This window comes from Methylobacterium sp. P3_A11 (genome assembly GCF_056403155.1).
On sequence record NZ_JBFUGA010000053.1, the window covers coordinates 21405 to 40989 of the forward strand.

General features: G+C 62.1%; 17 protein-coding genes, 2 pseudogenes and 1 other annotated feature. Of the genes and pseudogenes, 9 read left to right on the plus strand and 10 right to left on the minus strand.

Features of this window, described 5'->3' with window-relative positions:
* Positions 1–82: 82 nt before the first annotated feature.
* Both AC1DXK_RS17340 and AC1DXK_RS17345 read left to right on the plus strand, forming a co-directional pair.
* The gene (locus AC1DXK_RS17340; RefSeq protein WP_477298469.1) at positions 83–2110 is read left to right on the plus strand and encodes an AI-2E family transporter; all 2028 of its coding nucleotides are present in this window, start codon (positions 83–85) and stop codon (positions 2108–2110) included.
* Positions 2111–2344: 234 nt separating this feature from the next.
* Positions 2345–2473 (plus strand): annotated as a pseudogene (locus AC1DXK_RS17345) (IS6 family transposase); the annotation flags it as partial.
* Between the two features lie 991 nt (positions 2474–3464).
* Here AC1DXK_RS17345 and AC1DXK_RS17350 read toward each other — a convergent pair.
* Entirely contained in the window at positions 3465–3821 is a 357-nt protein-coding gene (locus AC1DXK_RS17350; protein WP_456684435.1) for a hypothetical protein, read from the minus strand.
* 146 nt (positions 3822–3967) lie between these two features.
* A complete protein-coding gene (locus AC1DXK_RS17355) occupies positions 3968–4489 on the minus strand; it encodes a hypothetical protein (RefSeq protein WP_456684436.1) in 522 nt (173 codons plus the stop codon).
* Positions 4490–5143: 654 nt separating this feature from the next.
* Between AC1DXK_RS17355 and AC1DXK_RS17360 the strand changes: the two genes are divergently transcribed.
* Positions 5144–5689, plus strand: a complete 546-nt coding sequence (locus tag AC1DXK_RS17360) for a Ros/MucR family transcriptional regulator (RefSeq protein ID WP_456684437.1) — start codon at positions 5144–5146, stop codon at positions 5687–5689.
* 266 nt (positions 5690–5955) lie between these two features.
* On the opposite strand, the gene AC1DXK_RS17365 is transcribed toward AC1DXK_RS17360, so the two are convergent.
* On the minus strand, positions 5956–7275 hold the full coding sequence (locus AC1DXK_RS17365) for a TAXI family TRAP transporter solute-binding subunit (RefSeq protein ID WP_456684438.1): 1320 nt from the start codon (positions 7273–7275) through the stop codon (positions 5956–5958).
* Between the two features lie 693 nt (positions 7276–7968).
* Here AC1DXK_RS17365 and AC1DXK_RS17370 point away from each other — a divergent pair.
* The 3 genes from AC1DXK_RS17370 to AC1DXK_RS17380 all read left to right on the plus strand — a co-directional run bounded on the left by AC1DXK_RS17370 (position 7969) and on the right by AC1DXK_RS17380 (position 10919).
* On the plus strand, positions 7969–8454 hold the full coding sequence (locus AC1DXK_RS17370) for a hypothetical protein (protein WP_456684439.1): 486 nt from the start codon (positions 7969–7971) through the stop codon (positions 8452–8454).
* A gap of 23 nt (positions 8455–8477) precedes the next feature.
* On the plus strand, positions 8478–8861 hold the full coding sequence (locus tag AC1DXK_RS17375; RefSeq protein WP_477298473.1) for a hypothetical protein: 384 nt from the start codon (positions 8478–8480) through the stop codon (positions 8859–8861).
* A gap of 372 nt (positions 8862–9233) precedes the next feature.
* Positions 9234–10919 carry a methyl-accepting chemotaxis protein gene (locus AC1DXK_RS17380; RefSeq protein ID WP_456684441.1) on the plus strand — a complete coding sequence of 562 codons (1686 nt, stop codon included), beginning with the start codon at positions 9234–9236 and terminating at the stop codon, positions 10917–10919.
* A gap of 271 nt (positions 10920–11190) precedes the next feature.
* On the opposite strand, the gene AC1DXK_RS17385 is transcribed toward AC1DXK_RS17380, so the two are convergent.
* Positions 11191–11457, minus strand: coding sequence for a hypothetical protein (locus AC1DXK_RS17385; RefSeq protein ID WP_456684442.1), 267 nt, complete (start codon positions 11455–11457; stop codon positions 11191–11193).
* A 453-nt stretch (positions 11458–11910) separates the two neighbouring features.
* Positions 11911–13139 (minus strand): IS3 family transposase gene (locus tag AC1DXK_RS17390; RefSeq protein WP_477298475.1). Its coding sequence is split into 2 segments (ribosomal slippage): positions 11911–12851 and positions 12851–13139, totalling 1230 coding nucleotides; the frame shifts between segments, so codons are not numbered across the junction.
* Positions 12742–12858, minus strand: a sequence feature (AL1L pseudoknot). Its footprint overlaps the gene before it by 117 nt.
* Before the next feature lie 42 nt (positions 13140–13181).
* Between AC1DXK_RS17390 and AC1DXK_RS17395 the strand changes: the two are divergent.
* A pseudogene (locus AC1DXK_RS17395) lies at positions 13182–13469 on the plus strand (IS630 family transposase); the annotation flags it as partial.
* A gap of 316 nt (positions 13470–13785) precedes the next feature.
* Here AC1DXK_RS17395 and AC1DXK_RS17400 read toward each other — a convergent pair.
* Entirely contained in the window at positions 13786–14028 is a 243-nt protein-coding gene (locus tag AC1DXK_RS17400) for a DUF6522 family protein (protein ID WP_456684444.1), read from the minus strand.
* A gap of 180 nt (positions 14029–14208) precedes the next feature.
* The gene (locus tag AC1DXK_RS17405; protein ID WP_456684445.1) at positions 14209–14562 is read right to left on the minus strand and encodes a 4a-hydroxytetrahydrobiopterin dehydratase; all 354 of its coding nucleotides are present in this window, start codon (positions 14560–14562) and stop codon (positions 14209–14211) included.
* A gap of 1401 nt (positions 14563–15963) precedes the next feature.
* Here AC1DXK_RS17405 and AC1DXK_RS17410 point away from each other — a divergent pair.
* Positions 15964–17028 (plus strand): ornithine cyclodeaminase, encoded by a 1065-nt coding sequence (locus tag AC1DXK_RS17410; protein ID WP_456684446.1) that lies wholly within the window; start codon positions 15964–15966, stop codon positions 17026–17028.
* 209 nt (positions 17029–17237) lie between these two features.
* Here the strand turns inward: AC1DXK_RS17410 and AC1DXK_RS17415 are convergent, their stop codons facing one another.
* Positions 17238–17369 carry a hypothetical protein gene (locus AC1DXK_RS17415; RefSeq protein ID WP_456684447.1) on the minus strand — a complete coding sequence of 44 codons (132 nt, stop codon included), beginning with the start codon at positions 17367–17369 and terminating at the stop codon, positions 17238–17240.
* A gap of 521 nt (positions 17370–17890) precedes the next feature.
* Entirely contained in the window at positions 17891–18034 is a 144-nt protein-coding gene (locus AC1DXK_RS17420) for a hypothetical protein (RefSeq protein WP_456684449.1), read from the minus strand.
* 181 nt (positions 18035–18215) lie between these two features.
* Here AC1DXK_RS17420 and AC1DXK_RS17425 point away from each other — a divergent pair, with 181 nt between their 5' ends.
* The gene (locus AC1DXK_RS17425; protein WP_456684450.1) at positions 18216–18479 is read left to right on the plus strand and encodes a hypothetical protein; all 264 of its coding nucleotides are present in this window, start codon (positions 18216–18218) and stop codon (positions 18477–18479) included.
* A gap of 215 nt (positions 18480–18694) precedes the next feature.
* On the opposite strand, the gene AC1DXK_RS17430 is transcribed toward AC1DXK_RS17425, so the two are convergent.
* Positions 18695–19234 carry a hypothetical protein gene (locus AC1DXK_RS17430; protein ID WP_456684451.1) on the minus strand — a complete coding sequence of 180 codons (540 nt, stop codon included), beginning with the start codon at positions 19232–19234 and terminating at the stop codon, positions 18695–18697.
* Positions 19235–19585 lie beyond the last annotated feature (351 nt).

The following is a 19585-nucleotide window of genomic DNA, read 5'->3' on the forward strand; positions in this document are numbered from 1 at the left end:
AAGGATGAGCGGCAGCGTTTTCTATAGCTGGGCCTCCGCCACGCGGAGCGCTTGCCACTGTCGTGAGTTCGCCGAGGACGGGATGCAAGCCGCCAACCAACCCGAAGCTCAGCCTGGCACGCCACGAGTGCTCCCACCCTCCACGCCTGGTCCATCTGGTCTCGGAACCACGGCTGTTCTCGTGCTCGTGGTCGCGGTGCTGCACTTCGGCCGCGAGATCTTCATCCCGATCGCCCTGGCCGTCCTGCTGGGCTTTCTCCTCGCCCCAGCTGTCCGCTTCCTGCGTCGCTTCATAGGGCGTATCCTGGCGGTGCTCGTCACCGTCTTTGTCGCTCTCGGCCTCCTTGCGGCCGTGGCCGGGGTGATCGGCCTCCAAGTCGCTCAGCTCGCGACGGATCTGCCCTACTATCAGCGAGCTATCGAGCAGAAGGTGCTGGGCTTGCAGGAGGGCGCTCTCGGCCGCGTCTCTGAAGTGCTGAACCAGCTCAATCGCGGTGCCCAAACCCGCACAGAGCAGCCCAGCAAGCCCGCAGATGAGCCAGAAAGCGGCAGTAACGCCACGCCGACACAAGAGGCTCCGAAGCCGGTCCCTGTCGAGGTCCGGGAGCCTCCTCCAACGCCCATGGCGCTCACCGAACGCCTCATCGGTCCTCTGCTCCAGCCTCTCGCCACGACCGTCATCATCCTGGTCGTGCTGATCTTCATCCTTATGCAGCGCCAGGATCTGCGCGACCGCATGATCCGCCTCTTCGGGTCAGACGACTTGCACCGCACCACGGCCGCGATGGATGATGCGGCACGGCGGTTGAGCCGCTACTTCCTGGCACAGCTCGGGATCAACATCGCCTTCGGTGTGCTGATTGGATCTGGGCTCTGGCTGATCGGTGTACCGAGCCCCGTTCTGTGGGGTGTCGTCGCCGCGATCATGCGCTTCGTGCCCTACGTCGGTGCGTTCGCCTCAGCGGCAGGCCCGATCCTGCTGGCGGCTGCTGCAGAGCCAGGCTGGTCGATGGCATTGTGGACGGCGGCCCTGTTCCTCGTGACTGAGCCAGTGATCGGCAACGGTGTCGAGCCGCTCCTCTACGGCCACAGCACAGGCATGTCGCCGATCGCCGTGGTGATCTCGGCCCTGTTCTGGGCCTGGGTGTGGGGCCCTGTTGGGCTGCTCATGTCGACGCCGCTGACCCTGTGCTTGGTCGTTCTCGGGAAGCACATCGAGCACCTCGAGTTCCTGGACGTCCTCCTCGGCGACCGTCCAGCCCTTACGCCCGTCGAGAACTTCTATCAGCGCATGCTGGCGGGGGACGCCGATGAGGCTGAGGAGCACGCGGAGCAACTGCTCAAGGAGCGCTCGCTGTCGTCATACTACGACGAAGTGGCGCTGAAAGGGCTGCAGATGGCCGCCGATGATGCGCGACGTGGCGTACTCAAGCCAGACCAGATCCTATTGATCAAAGAGACTGTCCGTGAACTGATCGAGGACCTGGACGATCATGAGGACAGCGACCCCGATCCAAAGCAGTCGGAACGGCAGGCTTCGGCGGATATTCCCTCCCAATCCGAGCAAGCACTGCCGGAGAGTCGGACTGTCACGGATCGAGCGCCCGAGCCGCAGGAACTTCCGCCGCTCTGGCGTGGTCAAGCTCCGGTTTTGTGTATTGCCGGACGGGGGCCGCTCGACGAAGCCGCTGCTGCCATGATGGCGCAACTCCTCAAGAAGCATGGCGTTGGCGCGCGCGTTCTTTCGCACACCGTCACGAAGCGCAGCCGGATCGGAGAGCTTGAGATGCAGGGGGTGGCGATGATCTGCGTCTCCTATCTGGACATCAACGGCACCCCGTCGCACCTACGGTATCTGCTGCGGCGCCTGCGCCMGCGCGCAGGCGAAATTCCGGTCCTGGTTGGCCTGTGGCCGTCGACCGATGCCGTGCTGAGGGATGAAACGCTGCGCAACCAGATCGGCGCGGACCACTACGTGGCCACGCTGCATGCAGGCGTTGAGGCGTGTTTGTCAGTTGCGCGAGAAGCGGCACGGCAGTCGAGCCCGCGTGCGGAGAGAATCCGTGAGCTTAAAGCCCAACTCAACATCCCTACGAAGCCAAAAGAATGAAAGTTTTGATCCAAGCCGACTCTTGGCGTGGGGCTTTCATTTGAGGAGACGATTGGACCAAAGCAGACACTTGTTACCACCCACCTTCGATCCGCTGCGGAAGGCAGAGGTTTTTGCTTTTGGGCAGTCAAGTGAAACAACTTCGGCTGCTGCCTGTCGCAAACGCGAATGCGCAAGTCTCACGGGCCTTATCCAAACCTGCCCAGCTTGCCGCTCCGCCTTCGAAACCGGTCCATGATCCTCAATGCCCTCGCGCTCAAGCTGAAGAGAGTAGCCCGTGGCGATTTCTGAATCCGGCACTTTGAGGCCGAGCTGATCATCCAAGGCGCGTCCTGGTACCTGCGCTCTGTGTCTGGGTATCGGACACGTTCATCATTGATCTGATCTGCTCTGGTCGCGCGACCTCGTTAGGCCGCATCGTGGCTTGCCGCAGATACTCGGTGCTTGCGCGAACCGACGTATGCGTAAGTTGCCGCTTTTTCGGGACCGCTGCCACCGCCGAGCCCGACAAACGCACCGGCGAATACAAGACGGGCCCGACTCTCCGCGTCAGGATCGGATATTCCGCGAGCGCCTGACGGAAATAACCTCGCGAGCACTGCGCTTTAATCGTGCAAATCTGGCCGACACCGTAGCCTAACGCTCGCAAAAGCCTTGGCGGCCGCTGACTTGCACGGGCCGCCCGCAGGATGTTCGTCGAGCTGCAAAGGGACAACGCCGCTAATCTTGGGCCCGTTTACCTCGACGCTAAGGGGGAGCAGCGCCCATGCGCGAGATGATGATCCTCGTCACGGGCTACTCGGTGGCGACGCGAGCGGCCCTGGCGGGTCGGGTAGAGCAGCCGGAGTGACACAGCGCCGTAGCGCTGGCTAAAATCTTCCGATTCCCCCAGATGGAGTATTGATTGCTGTATCCTGGTATGCGAATACAGCATTAGTTCACGGGCTGGCGTATCTTTGCCGTCCAGGATCGTACAAATGCATACCGTATTTCCAGTCGACCCGCGCCAACGGGGCGCGATTACCCATAATCGCGCCATAGCTGTTGCTAACATACGATGGTTTCGTGCGATGGCGTGGCGTGCCCTGCGTGATGGTGGCCCACAAGGTGTGCAGCGCGCAGCCAATGCTCGGGCGGCGGCCCGCATCGTATTGCGTCAGGCAAGGCGGGACACCCTGGTCAATCGGCTGGTGACCGACGCCTTGGCGGTTGGCGGATAGCTAATCGGGCAGCAGCGCGGGCTCGGGCTGCTGCCGGCCTATGTGGCGGGTGCTCATCGAGTAGACGGTGCCGCCGGGTGAGACCGTGCAGGCCGGATCTGTCAACGTTGACAGATCCGGCCTGAGCTTGCGCCTCAGTTCTTGAAGATCCGCACCTCGCCCTGTGCCGGCTCCTCGCGCAGGTCGGTGCACCACTGCTGCTCTCCGACCGCCTTCACCTCGGCGTAGCGCCGCGCCAGCTCGTCCTTGAAGGCGGCGTTCGCCCGCTTGGGACCGAGCACCTTGGTGGCCACGTCTCGTGCGGTTTGGGAGATCCGCAGCGCCGTCGCGCCGTCGATCGCGTAGTGCTCGCCGCAGAACGCGGTGATCGCCGATTGCGCGCTGGAGGCCTGGAGCAGGGCCAGCGCCTGCTCCTCCTGGGTCTGCGCGCAGGCGGACGCGGCGTGCGCACTGACGGCAAGGGCAACAGCTACGGGGGCGCGGTGGCGCACGGCAAATCTCTAGCGACCAGCACTCGTACAGCGCTGTATCTGCCGGCGGCAAGATCCGAAAACAGCGTACGGCAGGGCGGCAATTAGAGCCGCATCCGCACTAGTTGAAACAGTCAGGCGCTGACACGGCCTAATGTGATGCCTTTCTACTCACGCGCGTCCCGCGCTGCCTGAGTGTTCTTGGTCGCCTGAGAAACGCTGCCAACCTTGGAAGGCTGCACGATTTTGCGGGTACGCTCGTTCTCGATCCGTGTCATGCCTGCACGACTGGTTCGATACGCAGGTGCACGATGACTGCGCGCGGCATTCTTCAGCCCAATAGCGCGGCGTGCGGCGTCCTTTAGTGCATCCCGCGCAGCGACCGCGCGTCGCCGGGTTACCTCGCCGTTTACCCGCTTTAAGGCGCTGGCGAAGACCTGCTTCCTGCGTCCAGGCTTATCGGCATTGCCTGGGAAACTACCGCCCCGTTGCTCGCCCTTGCCGCGAATGCTCCGCCGCAGATCTCGCGCGAACGTACGCTCCTTTGCGCGGAGATCGCGGATGCGTCGTTGAGCATCCGACAAGGCGTCATCGGAAATGCTGTGAAGTGCGGGATGATGGGTCTGCGCGAGCATTTCGAACTCTTCGTGCGTTATGAGCGCCCGCTCGGCTTTGATCGACAGTGACATGGGGCTACGACATCCTCATCAACGCGCGTTCGCGCTTGAGTGGGATGAATAGATTTAGGCACCACCGCTGAATGTCACGTGCGGTCTATTAGGCCGTCGTCGCAACTCGCTCGGGCATCACTCTAACTGGGCTCATCTCACAGGAGCTGCGGCTAATTTCTCGGCCGCAGCTTGGACCCACCGGCGAAGTGCATCGGCAAGGCAAGGCTGACGAGTGTAGCGAACGCGCCGACGAGGAGGGCACCATCAGGAATGACAACACCGCCGAGCAGAACGAGGCGGGACGAGGGGGACATGGTGATCTCAATGAGATGGGCGGCGACTTCCCTCGTTGACGGAGATCTATGCTCAAGCTTTACGGCTCGATGTGCTGCGGGACACGCGTAGCAACGTACCTATCGACCTGAGCGGTGTGCTGCCCTTATCAGCTCGTCGCGTGCGCCCTTCGCCATAGTGAAGCCGACCAATGGATCATCTTTGTTGCGACGGCCCAGTTAACCGAGCCGAATGTGCGACAGACAAAGCGTCGTCCGAAAKAGCTATGCAGGCCGAGAGTATGAAAATCTGGGTTGTGCTCTGAAATTCCGAGCCAACCACTTGACGCCGGGAACAAATTAGATCGTCGGTGTGCTCACCCTCGAAAAGGAGCACGACATGGACGATAACACAGCAAGCCCGCCGAGCAAATCGACTGAACTGGCTGCCGACATCGTGGCAGCCTACGTGTCGAACAACAGCCTTCCGGTTGCCGAACTCCCGACCCTGCTTACCAGCGTCTACTCCGCACTGTCTAGCCTCGGCCAGGGCGGCGCATCCGAAGCGCCTGCGCGCGAAAAGCTCACGCCGGCTCAGATCCGAAAGTCCGTCACGCCGGACGCCATCGTGAGCTTCATTGACGGCAAGTCGTACAAGACGCTGAAGCGTCACCTCAGCGGCAACGGGATGACCTTTGAGGAGTACCGCGAGCGCTTCGGCCTACCACGGGATTACCCGTCTACGGCCCCCAGCTACTCGGCTCAGCGCTCCGCGCTCGCCAAGAGCCTCGGCCTCGGGCAGCAGCGGCGCAAGGCGGTTGCGAAGGTAGCGGACACGACCGAGACCGTTGCCGAGGCGCCGAAGGCTCGCGGCCGGAAGAAGGCTGCCGCGCCTGCAGAGAAGCCGGGCAAGGCTCGCAAACCGAAGAAGGCAGCTGCTGAATGAGCTGACACTCGTAAGTTGGTGGGACCGGGCAAGTCCCTGGTCGGCCGCCTCTGCGGCGCGCAGCTGGCGACCCTCGTGGATAGCCTTGCGGGTCAGGCCAAGGTCCGTGACAAACGGCAAAGCGTTCCCGTCTGGAACGCTTTTCGGCCGGCTAGTCTCAGCGCAGCGCCTCGGCATCCCCTGCCCTATCGATGACTTAGACCCGAGTGGTCTGAGTTAGAAGTCAGTGTGCAGAAGCTGCCGACATTAGTGCTGGCTCGCCCATTTTAGACGGCATGCGGGCGCGGCTTAAGCGTGAAATCGTTGAGCTTGGATTTCGGGCTGGCGTCCGTGATGGCGAGTTCGCCCAGTCGCTTCTCGATCGTCATGCGCAACTGTCGGATAATCCTCTCGACGCATTGGAAATGGTCGCGTTCTATCTCACCAGACGCCAGCCGTTCCAATAGCTCCTCCATCATAAGCTCGAGTTCTTCGTCGGCAGGGCGAAGCTGATCGACTGAGCCGACCTTGGCGAGTCTCATGAGTTCGACCAAGCGAAGGAGCTTCACTCGCGCATCCTCACTGCGGCGCAACCTGCCCCTCGACACGATCCAACCCGTCAGCGGCGTCAAAACGGCAAACACCATTGCGCCCAGCCAATAATAATTGAGCGTCTCGTCCAGTAGGCTTTCCTGTTCGCCGTCAAGATAGGCGAGTGTCCCGGGATGGACCGGCAGGAGCGAGGACCGCTCAGTATCCGGAGCCTCCATCTGAGACGCCGCCGGAAGCCCAGCGATGAGCTTCGCTTTCGTTGTCATCAGGAGTCGCGTGAGCTCGCCGGCCACCCGGTCGGGCAAAGAAGGGCGCGAGACGAGCAGGATGCGCACCGCGAAGGTGTTGAGTGTCTCCTCAGGTTCGGTCGGCGTCCCACCAAAGGTTCCCTGCTTGACCTCGACCGACTCGTAGGTCGGCCACTGGGCGACAATGGCCTCCGCTTCTGGGATGTCCAAGTACGAGGGTTTATCCTTGAAGCTCTTCCGAATGGAGGCGAAAGCGCCCGGGATTGGTCCCTCCCCGAGGGGCCCGGTGACGATCGCGGCAACGACGCGCTTCGCCTTCAGCGCAGGGCCGAACTCCTGCTGCGGCATCTCGATCAGGTCTGTCGCACGCAGCCCGAAGAAACTCGTGAAGGCTTTAAGTAGTCCGGCATCGCATCCCGGGCCCACCGCGAGCTTCTTGCCCGCGAGGTCACTCACGCTCTCGATCTTCGATGCCGGCGGCAGGAGGATTGCTATGCCAACCTGCCGCAGCACAAAGATTGTTCGTCCGTGTGCTGCTGCCTCAGCATCGCTCCGCGCGACTGCGAGATCGACCCGATTGGCCGCAAGGTCGTTTGCGCTCTGGGCGAGGCTCTCCGTTGGCAGTGGCGCCAAGCGGACGAGGGGATGCTCCGCAGAAATTTCGCGGATAAATCCCGCGAGGACCTTCTGTCCGTCGCTCCCGATGGGACCGGTCGCGAGTGTCAGGGTATATCGCCCGGAAATCAGCGATGGATAGAGAGTTACGACATAGGCGCCAGCGATCGCAACTGCTGCGAGGCAGGCCACTGATGCGACAGCCCGGAGCCAGCGACTCCTCATGAGCCTGCCCAGCTAAGCGCGTTCGAGATCGGCCAGACGCATCTGGCCTTAGCCGTGTATACCGGATCTATGTCATAGACAAAGACCGATAGGCCATCCGCGGTCCAAAATATCACGACCTTTCTCGCCCGGACCCTGCCGTCCACCAATTTCCCCTTTGAGCTCGTTCGGCAAAGATTGACAGCGTCGAGGTTTGAAGCTCAACGGCTCAGTTCAGCGGCGTCCGTCTTGCCTGCGGCCTTCCGTTAGCTCAGGAAAAGCTCCGCCTCAGTCTCGCACCTCCAGCGTACTATGCTTGATCGGACGAGACACTGACGTACGACCAGGTTCGCTCGGAGCACTTGCAGGACTTGAAGCGGAGCCAAGAAGGCCGAAGATCGGCAGACCGCTCAGGAAGAGGGGCGCCCAGGCCTGCCGCGTCTTGCGGCCCGTCACGGCCAGGAACGGCGTCAGCCACGTATCAAGATCCAGCCTGAATGAAGCGTCTCCATCTTCGCCTCCGCCTGTCCGGCGTCCGCAGAATGCGCCCCTCGCCGATAATCAGCATCCGCTCTGAAAGTGGCGGCGTCTAAGGAACATCTATTCAATCATCTCTACCTCAGCTACATTGTAGCTGAATCGATCTTCAGTTTAAGGGGACGATCACGGAGGAGGAACGAGATGGGCAAGCTACCGATTGCTCTGGGAATGAGCGCATGCTTTGTTGTCGGTGCTCACGCCGCTGAGACTCCAAAATCCGGGGAAGATGCATACACAAGCAGCTTCGTGGTCGTCGCGACGAACACGATGAAATCTGGAGATAAGAACGTCGTTTACCTCGAATTGAACGGCATCACCACCAATGATGCGGGTGGCCAGATGTTCAACAATGTGGGGACGCGTTGCATGGGGTTACGGGAGATGACCGGAAGTGCCGTCCATTCCCGCGGCTCATGCGTCGATGTCGATACCGATGGTGATCAGTTCTATTCCGATTTTGACGCCGACGCCAAAGGCGGTGTCCACACCTTCACAGGCGGTACGGGTAAGTACAAAGGGCTCACGGGGTCGGCGCCCTATACCTACACGAATTTGAAGGGTCCGGAGGGCGCCAACCGCATGTTCATCGTCCGGCATAAGGCCAAGTGGCAATTGCCCAACAGCTAACGCGCCGCGATATCGTCTGTGTCGTGCAACAAGACGACCGCTCTGAAACACTCCGGTCGTCGGCCCTTCGTGCATCGGTCAAGCCCGACGGACAGCGCAGCGGCCGTCCCGTCTACCGCTTGAGCAGTGCATTGGCCGCCCTCGGCCTGCGCGATCGCCGCGACCACGGCACCCTGCCCAAACCGAAACGCCCGGTGCCGCGGGCGACCGATCCGCTCGTCGTCGTATTCCTGGGGCGCGTCGCACAGCGCGGTACGCATCCTGACCTGTCCGCGCCGCTCCTGACGGTCGCAGATGCCGCCGAGATCTATGCCGTGCCCGAGCAGACCATCATCACGTGGCTGCACGCCGGCGCGCCCGTCGCACAGGCCGCGGTGATTGGCAGACGGGAGAAGGCGTCCTGCTGAACGGCGCCGCCCTGCTCGATTGAGTCGCCTTGCTCGCGGCCTGGTGCGGCAACGACATGGAAGCTCGCCGCCGCCTCGGGCTGACCGAGCTATTTTGAGGCTACCAAGCCTCATTAGCCTCGGTAAAGCGCCTCAACTTCCACCTATCGCGCGTTCCTGATCCGGCGCGCAAACTGAAGCTCGCTCAAGGCGCTAAGCGCTTGATCTTGAAGCGGTCGAGGAGCAATCAGCACTCATCCGCAAGCTGTTCACATACACACTATCTGTCAGATTGCTTCGGCCTGCAATAAGTACTTATGTTATCATTAGCAAATTGTTAACTTTATACATTTCATGAAAAAAGCAGTATTCTGTATTCTGGCGGCCTCTCCCATGCGTCTGTCGATCAAATCTGCTCTAGCCGGTCTGTTCGGACTGGCCGCCGTGATCTCCGCTGGCCAGGGCCTGCTCAGTATCCGGGATCTTTCCGAAATCCGGCAGAACGTCAGCGACGTCGGCGCGGTGCGCCTTCCCGCCGTCAACACGGTCAACCGCATCAACACCGCCATCCGCGACTACCGGGTCAAGCTCTACCGGTTCGTCGTCGCCTCCAACACGCCTGATGCCCAAGCGGCCAACAAGACGGGGCTCAGCGCCGCTGCAGATGTCATCGCGCAGCTCCGGCGCGAGTACGAGCTGATGATCAGCTCCGCCGAGGAGAGGGTGTTCTATGACCGCTTCTCTGCGGCCTGGGCGCAGTACCTGAGGGACCAGCGCCCGCTGCTGGATGCCATGGAGGGCAGCCGTAAAACGGAAGCTCTGTCCTCGCTGATCGCGCCTGAACTGGCGCAGTTGGCCAAGGAAGCGAGCGACGCCCTGCAGGAGGATGTCAGCTTCAACAAGCAGTCCGCAGAGACCGCAGTGAGCGCCAGCATTGCGAGCGCCGACGCAGCCACCCGCACCGCCTACGTCGCCATGGCTGTCGCTCTGCTGGCTTCCCTCGGCGCGGCTCTGTTCAGCCTCTTCGGCATCGCGCGCCCCATCGAGCGCATGACGTCAGCGATGGGCGTGCTAGCGTCCGGCGACGCGACCATCGCGGTTCCCAGTGTCGGCCGGCAGGACGAGATCGGCGCGATGGCGTCTGCCGTTCAGGTGTTCAAGGACAACCTGATCCGCACGCGTCAGCTGGAGGCGGAGACGGCGCTCGCCCGTGCCTCTGCCGAGGAGCAGCGCAAAGCCGGCATGCGCCAGATGGCCGACGGTTTCGAGCAGGCCGTGGGTGGGATTGTCGGCATGGTCTCCTCTTCAGCCACCGAGCTGCAGGCCACGGCTCAGACCATGACCGCGACCGCCACGCAGACCGCCAGCCAGTCCACCACGGTCGCGGCCGCCGCCGAGGAGGCCGCCTCGAACGTCAACACGGTTGCCGCCGCCGCCGAGGAGCTGGGCTCGTCCGTGCAGGAGATCGGTCGTCAGGTGACCGGCTCGGCTCAGCTGGCCCGCACGGCCGTGGATGAGGCCAGCCAGACGGCCGCACTCGTGCAGGAACTCAGCGGTGCTGTGGCCAGGATTGGCGACGTAGTCGGCCTGATCTCGACGATTGCTGGCCAGACCAACCTCTTGGCTCTGAATGCCACGATCGAAGCAGCGCGTGCTGGCGAGGCGGGTAAGGGCTTTGCGGTGGTCGCCTCCGAGGTGAAGGAGCTGGCCAACCAGACCGCCAAGGCCACGGAGGAGATCTCCGGCCAGATCGCCCGGATCCAGGGGTCGACGGGTCAGGCGGTGTCGGCCATCGGCTCGATCAGCGCGCGCATCCAGGAGATCAGCAGCGTGGCCACCTCGATCGCGGCGGCGGTGGAGGAGCAGGGCGCGGCCACGCAGGAAATCGTGCGCAACGTCGCGCAGGCGGCGCAGGGCACCGGTGAGGTGACAAGCAACATCGCCGGTGTGGCGGGCGCGGCCGAGGAGACCGGTGCGGCCGCCAGCCAAGTGCTCGGGGCGGCCTCCGAGCTTTCGCGCCAGTCCGAGCAACTCGCCGCCGAGATGAGCCGCTTCCTCGCAACCGTGCGCGCCGCCTGAGGTCACCATGGCCGAGATCCAAATCCTGCCCGCCCGCCTTCCTGGAGCAGATCAGACCGCGATGCGCTCGCCGCCCTAACCCAGGCTGAGGCCGACACCCGCGACGCTGAGCGGCAGCTCTGGGAGGACACGGACGCTTTGCAGGTACTACGCCAGCAACTGTGGGAAATCCGGCGGTCAGGCGGCCCGTAGACGCGCCCCGCATGAGAGCTACGGGATTGAGATCGGTTACGGTCGAGCCAGTCACGAGAAGCAGTCAGAGCTGACCGAGCTACTGCCGCTGTTTCCCAATCAGGCCTGGCATTCTCAGGCTGTTGAGGTAGGCGCGCTGGAGCGGACACCAGAAAGCGGCGCCGCTCTCGCGGATCTGAGCCGTGTCCTCAGCCTCGGCAGTATCGACCGCTCGCAGCAGCCGATCCTTGCCGTAGCGGGCGAGCGCTTGGTTGAACAACCCGCTCCCGATCTCCTGAAGCTGGGCTTGGTCGACGGCGTAGAACGGCGCGCAATTCCGGCCGATGAGGGTCACGCGGACGATCATCTGCGCTGCTTGGGCGAGGCGAGCGGCGTCCTGCGCTACCAAAGCAGTTGGCGGATCAGCGGGTCCGGCAACGGCGCTGCCGCTGATGAGCGTGAGGACGATCAGCGTGCAGCGTGCTCGTGAGAGGCGACCGAGGATACGTGACCGAGAGCACCTAGGAGCAACACCTTGGGGTGCGGGCTCCTCCTGCGGATCGTAGGTCTGGCTGTGCTGCCCGGGCATGCACGCAAGATGGCGAGCGCCGGGGCGGCTGTCGAGGCGTCAGGCACCCCTTTGCAGACCACCACTCGAGCGTTCGCAGGCGCGATCCTACACGAGATGTTTTTGCGATGGTGACCGCATTGGCGCCGATCGCTCCAGTTCTTATCCGTCAGAGATCACCGAGAGCCGCAAGGAGTGTGTGCTGCGGCGCAGTGAACCGCCCCGGGTTTCCCGGAGGCCGTTTGGTTTGGGTCAGGCGGCCAAGGCTTGGACCTCGGTCTGGGCATAATAGCGCGCTTCGGCCTCGGCGGGAGGGACGTTGCCGATGGGTTCGAGTAGCCGGCGGTGGTTGAACCAATCCACCCATTCGAGGGTGGCAAACTCGACGGCTTCGAACGAGCGCCAGGGTCCACGCCGGTGGATCACCTCGGTCTTGAACAGGCCGATCACCGTCTCGGCCAGAGCATTATCGTACGAGTCGCCGACGCTGCCGACGGAGGGTTCGACCCCCGCCTCGGCGAGACGCTCGGTGTAGCGGAGGCTCACGTATTGCGACCCGCGGTCGGAGTGACAGACGAGGCCGCTGCCGGCGAAGGGGCGGCGCTCGTACAGGGCCTGCTCCAGAGCATCGAGCACGAAGTCCGCTCGGGCCGAACGTGACACGCGCCAGCCGACGATCCGGCGGGCGAAGACATCGATCACGAAGGCGGCGTAGACGAAGCCGTCCCAGGTTGCGACGTACGTAAAATCCGCGACCCACAGCCTGTTCGGGCACGCGGCCTTGAACTGCCGGTTGACCCGGTCGCGTGGGCAGGCTGCGGCCGGATCGGGGATCGTCGTCCGGACCGACTTGCCCCGCACCACGCCCTTCAAACCCGTCGCTCGCATTAGCCGAGCGACGGTGCAGCGGGCGGCCACGATCCCCTCGCGGGCGAGTTGCCGCCAGACCTTGCGCACACTGTCGACGCGAAAGTTCGCCTCATAGACGCGCCGGACCTCGATCATGAGCGTCGCGTCCCGTTTGGCTCGGGCCGGCAGCGTCTCGGGGGCAGCCCGTCGCGCGACATGGGCATGGTACGTCGACGGGGCGATCGGCAGGACCTTGCAGATCGGCTCGACCCCGTAGAGCGCACGATGATCGTCGATGAAGGCGATCATGACCGGGACCGGCGGTCGAGCTCCGCCATCGCAAAATACGCGGATGCCTTGCGCAGGATCTCGTTCGCCTGCCGGAGTTCGCGAACCTCCCGCTCCAGGGCCTTGATCCGCTCGCGCTCGTCCGTGGTCGGTCCGGCCCTCTGGCCCTGATCGCGCTCGGCTTGGCGAACCCAGTTCCGCAGCGTCTCGCCCGAGCAGCCGATCTTGGCGGCGATCGACTGCATCGCGGCCCAGGGTGAGCTGTGCTCGCCCTGATGCTCCCGGACCATCCGGACAGCCCGCTCGCGGACCTCAGGGGAAAACGGTGGGGTATGCTTCGTCATGGCTCCAGTCTCTCAAGAGTTGGAGCCTCCGGGAAACCCGGGGCGGTTCACAAACATCCGAAGGTGCGCGCCTGGCTCGCCTGGCATCCGCGCTAGACGTTCCACTTCACCCCGACCTCGGCCTCGTGGGTCAACGCGGTCGAGGGCTTCTTCTCAGCGCTGACCCGTCGTCGGCTGCGGCGAGGCTCCTTCACCGGCGTCGTCGATCTACAGGCGGCCATCAAACCCTATATCGCCGAGCACAACCGACGCGCCCGACCTTTCGTCTGGACCAAGCCCGCCACCGACATCATCGCAGCCGTCAGCCGATCTCCTGAACCATCCGTCTGAGTCAGTGAGCTATGCACCTGTCCAGGATAGCTGTTTGGCAGCCACGTAGAAAATTGTTCTACTATTTTGAAGTGCTCCTGCGTTTTCACACAGCCTCCACCCGTTGGAGATGTTCGAAAAGTCCGCTTCTGGGGCGGCCGGCTTCAGCCCTCAGGCAAACTGGCCGGGGCTGGTGATGTTGGCAGCGGTCATCCTCTGCTTCCTGGCAGCGGCTGCATTCTGATATGGGGGTTTCGCCTCGCGCAAGGCGTAGCTGGACCTGGAAGCCCCTCAACGTCGCGAATGTGGCAGGCCGCCTAATAAATCTGCCCCGGGTTCACAGACGGCGTTCGCTGACAAGGCAGCCTGCATCATCAATGACGCCCTGCCAAGCCGCCTTACGGGTCCGAATCGTCACGCGCCAACAGCCCTCGTCAGCCTCTTTCCCGGCCTCGATGCGGCTGGTGACGAGCCCAAGGCGCATCTCGTGCCGGAGGTGCCCGGGATTGATCCCCAGCTTGGAAGCAAGCTGCTCGGGATCAATCACCCAGTCGCCATGCGTGTCACGTTCGAAGTGCATGGCTTGGTGCCTTCCCGGCTCGGAAGGCGCCGAGCGTTCAAGCCCTCGGGCGGGCGGGGTCCACATGGCGCTTCCAGATCAGGCTTCAGCAACTTGCCTAGAATAATCTCCATCCCGGCTATGCAACCACGCCTCGCACCCCTATCGGACGGGCTCTGAAGCAGTGAGTAAGATGCAGCGCTAATGCTGGCTCGATGCCTCCTGATCTATCTTAGCCGCGAGAATGAAGTCGTTCTCGTGCAATCCCTTTATTTTGTGGGTCTGAAGCGAAACCGTGGCGTAGCCCCAACCGAATGTGATGTCTGGATGATGGCCCTCGCGCTCGGCGAGATCTGCCACACGCTGCACAAACCTAAACGCGTCGGCAAAGCTGCCGAATTCAAACCGTCGCTCGATGCGGCGCGCGTCATCGAGCAGGGCCCAAGCGGGCGTCTGTCGGCGATGATCTTCAGCGTCATCGGGCGCAAGCGGCGGGATCCCGCCTTGGCAGGGTGTGCAGGTTTTCGTGACCAGTTGTTCAGGATGTGCGGACATGGAGCAACCCTCCAGGACCGATCCAGTTTACCATCTTTTCCCCACTTCGGAACCTCCCGCCTCATCCCTTCGCGACCGGGGCGGAGTTCCGTCGCTGATTGCCGGCAGGCGGAGATCAACGTATCGGCGATGGTGATGCCCAGGCCATCAGCCCGCACCGCCAAGTCAGAGCCGTCGGCTGTTAGCGGTGGCGCCGATCTACAGAACCTGCTGGCTTAGAACGCGCCGCGAGACGAGGCTTGGACACCTTCGCTCGTTGTGCCGGTTCAGCAGGGACGAGCAACTTCGGAGCGTCACCGAAGGCCCGGTGACGTATCTTGAGAGCCACCTGCGTCCATAGAAGTTTTGCCGCCCGATCTCCTCTTGCTCGTGCTTGCTGAATTCTGTCGCAAGCCACTCTGAACGCGTCGTTGCCGTAGAGCTCGATGAGGCTTACTACATCCAATCTAACCGCCTCGCTAACCAAGTCTCGAGGGCTGTGTAGGCCGTTCTCGAGCCGCAACATCGAGCCCTCCTAGGCGCGCAATCGGCGTTTTTCTATGATAGCCTGTGTCACGAAAAAAGGCATCACAGGTATTTTTATAGCTAAGATGTTTGCCACACAGTCGGGAGGATCTCCGCATGTCGGGCCACTCTATTCATGTGAAGCTAGACGGCAGAACCTACTCGGGCACCTTCAAGGTTGACCGAAACCTGATGACCGTGACCACAACATACGGCAAGAAAACCGCTCCAGTAGAAAAGGCGCAACATACGTAATTACCCACCCCTCATAAATTTCGAAAGGCCAATTGCATCAGTATGTTGGCATGCGACTCAAATTTCCCGCCCGTGAGGGTCCGGAACCTTTGAAAGCGAAATTTCGGAACAAAACAGTATAAACGCGAAATCTGCTATGGCAGACGCGGTGATGCACCAGTAAGTACGGATAAAGGCGCCGCAATTACTATAACCGCAGGAACCGCGAAAATCTGGCCTAACCCGTTGGTCCCGAATGGTAAATCCCACTTAAGGGCGGGGGTGAGTAATAACCAACATACGGCTCTTGCACAAAAGCTTTTAGCAGATCTTATACAGCTGGAAAAAGCACGGAAGGGTTCGACCCTGTGATCACTATGGCGGACGCTCCGGAGTTTCCGCCATCAACGTTCGTGAATCGCCCAACAGTAGCTATAAGACTACCCGGCGAGGGCAGTAAGCGTCGCCGACACGCTGGACGACATGAAGCCGTGGGTGCGGAGCATAGTTTTTCGAGAGCGTTGGGAACGGTAAAGGTGTACAGGACATCAGGCGCTGCAGTCCACGCTCTTCACGGCACGAGCATTTTCGCAGCAACCTTCAAAGCGCGACCATGCAGTGATGTAAAATCACGATCCAATCTCTTATAGAAACCCTTTTCCTATGGCTGAAACCACATTCCCAAAACGAAATTTTAATATTGTTCCGTTCGTTGATGTCGAAAACATGATGCAGCTCGTCACCGCGATCGGTGTCGAACGATTTATTGTGGAACTAGCCGATTGCATCAGTGAAGATTTCCGGCGCTGGCACCTCTTTGATAAAACGCCACGCGTCGCATCGCACAGCCCAGATGGCGTTATCGAGCTCATGCCGACGAGCGATGGATCAAAATATGGATTTAAATACGTCAACGGTCATCCGAAGAACTTTCGCCAGGGCCGTCAGACGGTGACGGCCTTTGGCGTTCTAGCTGACGTGGGTAATGGATACCCGATGCTGTTGACGGAGATGACCATTCTCACTGCACTGCGCACGGCAGCAACCTCAGCTCTGGCGGCCAGCCATCTCGCCAAGCCCGGTGCGCGCACGATGGCACTTGTCGGCAATGGGGCGCAAGCCGAATTCCAAGCGCTGGCCTTCAAGGCGTTGCTCGGTGTCGATCATTTACGCCTGTATGACATCGACCCAACCGCGACGACCAAATGTATGCGCAACCTCGCCGGGCTCGGCTTCGACATGACGTCCTGCAGGACTGCCGCGGAGGCGGTAGAAGGGGCAGACATCATCACGACAGCTACGGCCGACAAGCAAAACGCCACGATCCTCAATGACAACCTGATTGGGGCCGGCGTTCATATCAATGCAGTTGGCGGGGATTGTCCGGGCAAGACCGAGCTGCATCGCGATGTGCTGCTGCGCTCAGATATCTTTGTCGAGTATGCCCCGCAGACCAGGATCGAAGGCGAGATTCAGCAACTGCCACTCGGGCACCCCGTGACAGAGATTTGGCAGGTGATAGCCGGTTTGGCGCCAGGCCGCCGTGACCCGCAACGGGTTACGATCTTCGACTCAGTTGGCTTTGCGGTCGAAGATTTCTCAGCTTTGCGCTATGTGCGACACAAGCTGGAGGCGTTTCCGTTCTACGGAAATCTCGATCTGCTCGCCGACCCGGATGATCCGCGCGATTTGTTCGGAATGTTGTTGAGATGGAAGCATAGCAGCTGAAGCAGTGACCTTGACCGCCGCTGTGGAACGTTTCCGTCAGGAATCCAACGGGAACCCCGGCGGTGGCGAGGAAGTAGCTGCTGCGCTCGTGTTTTGGCTTGGCCTTCCTTGCATATGAGCGGTAACGCATTGGGTGTGTTGCCGTCTTTCAGCAGGTCTCGGGGGCGCCCGTCTGGACCGACGAGAAGGCGAGCGCCGCGTTTGTTCCGCTACGTCAGAAACCAGTTGAACAGCAGGATGAGTATGGTCGTGACGATATAAATGAGGGTGTTGCCGCGCCAAGCTGGGGCTGTCGGCTCGTTACTCCGCGGCACGGTCACGCCGGTCAGCGCGCCGCACATCGGGCAGATCCTCGCCGTCGCCTCAATCCACTGACCGCAAGACTGGCACTTCGGCATGGCTCAGCCCTTTCGGCCCGAGCAGCGATCGGGAAGATATGGGGCAGCAGTCTCACAGGCTCATGCGCGGAGTGTCATACAGTCCCAGTGGCGGCACCGAGTAGGCCGACCCTGCGCGGGCGAGGAACGCGACACAGTCGCTCTCGCGGCGAAACGCGATCCGAACCCTGTCAGGATCGCACCAGCCCCAGACCCAATCTTCGCCACAGATTCCGAGCGCCCAGGCTCCGGCGAGACAATCGCTCGGATCCTCGCTCGGGCAGGGAGCCGCCACGACGTGCCGATATTCGGAAAATGCATCTGACATGGCTGAACTCCCGCGAAGCTGGAGCTGCGCCGTATTGCGCTACTTTACACTAAGTTTTGAACGAAGTCATCGAGCCCTGGGGCGCGCGCTGATCACCTTTTCGCGGCTTTCTTCACGCATCCAGCTTGAGCCTTAGGAGCTGCGGATTGTAGATGCGCTAGCGGTGGAAGCTCAGCTCAGGCCGCGGATCGGGGACGAACTGCATGCCCTCGACGACGTCGAGCTCGGTCTCGGCGGTCTTCGCCTCCTCGACCGTGATCACGCCCTCGTTGCCCACCTTCTGCATGGCGTGGGCGATCATCTCGCCGATCTCCTTGTCGCCGTTGGCCGAGATCGTGCCGACCTGGGTGGCGGACAGCTTTTATGCTATGCTCGGCTCGTGCGAGCTTTCGGACTTCTGGGATCGCATCCACGGCCGGTTCAAAGCTATGAGCGCCCGACTGCCAGTATCCGAGACACCCCCTATCGACCGGAGTGTCAGCATGACCGAGATGCACATCACCCATTTCCGCGTCCTTGAGGCGATGGCGGCCGTGGAGCGCGAAGTCGGAGACCGGCTCGGCTTCGGGCCAGCGCGTTCGCTCACGCAAGAGATGGCGGTGTACCTGGGCGCCGAGGCCGCGGTTGAGGCGTGGGCAATTGTCAAGCACGGTCAGCCGGAGCTGGAGCCTCGCAACGGCCTGGAACAGCTGTGCTCCGAGTTCATCGTGCTCCACGACGCCGAGACCGCGAGTTGGGCGCACTAGCCGCATAGGCAGTCTGGCCGTTGAAGTCGCCGCGAGCTTCTCGCTTCAGCTTGAGGGCGAGGAGGATCATGGGCCGGCTCCGGAGCGGAGCGGCAAGTTGGGGCGGTACGCCTGCCGACCCATGAACGCGAGCCTGTTCCTGTTTGCGACAGGCCCTTCCTGCGGGCGTCCTGACCTGACGCCTGAGTTTCCGCAGCACGCTCCGCAGCTGGGTATCACCCCACGTTCTCAGGCGCCTGCTGCAGGCCCAGCCAGCCCTCCACCTTCGCAGCCAGGAAATCGGTTCGCTTCTTTGCCGGGGTACCGGGGCCCCGCGCCGCGTCCAACCGGCTCGCCGCCTCGTCCAAGCCGAGCGGATCTGCCTGCCGCCCGATGGCGAGCGCACCTTCGAGGACGCGCAGCGCTTTATCAAACTGGGAAGGGCGTGGGAGATAGGGATCGGGATCCATCTGCGTGCTGATATAGCTGGCTCGCTCGCGCTCAATCTCCGGTGTGTCCGCACAAGCCAGCCGCGTCACGAACGGCATCAGGCGCCACCGCTGTGTATCGGTCGCCTCATCGTTCAACTGCATGGCGAGTTGGCAGATCGGGCGCGAGAAGCAGTCCGGCATGCAACGAACTGAGACGATGCGCCGGTACGGAAAGCCGCACGCCACGAGCGCCGCCTCGTTGATGCAGGTGCCACCCTCAGTGCCCGGAAAGTTGTGCGAGCCGCGAAGAAGCTTCCAGTTCAGGATGTGATCGAAGTCGCTCATGGTGGCTAACTCCGTAGCCGCCCCCGAACTGAACTTCCTCCCGCGCAGCTCCGCCGTCAATTGCGGTGATGCGGTCTCAACGAAGGGAGTATCGGCATGCGCAGCGTCGCCCGCGCGATGTGGTGCGGCTTGGAGACCTTCAGCAAGATGATGCTTGTCCTTCTGGCCCGCCGGCGAGCGATAACTGCTGGCTATGTCATAGGTCAGAATGGCAAACGCCCCAGGGAGCGGGGCTCCTGGGGCGCTTCCTGATTAAGCGGCCAGTCTGATCGGGCTGGGGATGCTTAGATCAAGCTCGATTGCAKCGTCGCTTAGTACGAGCCGAACTTGTAGTTCAGGCCGGCGCGGACG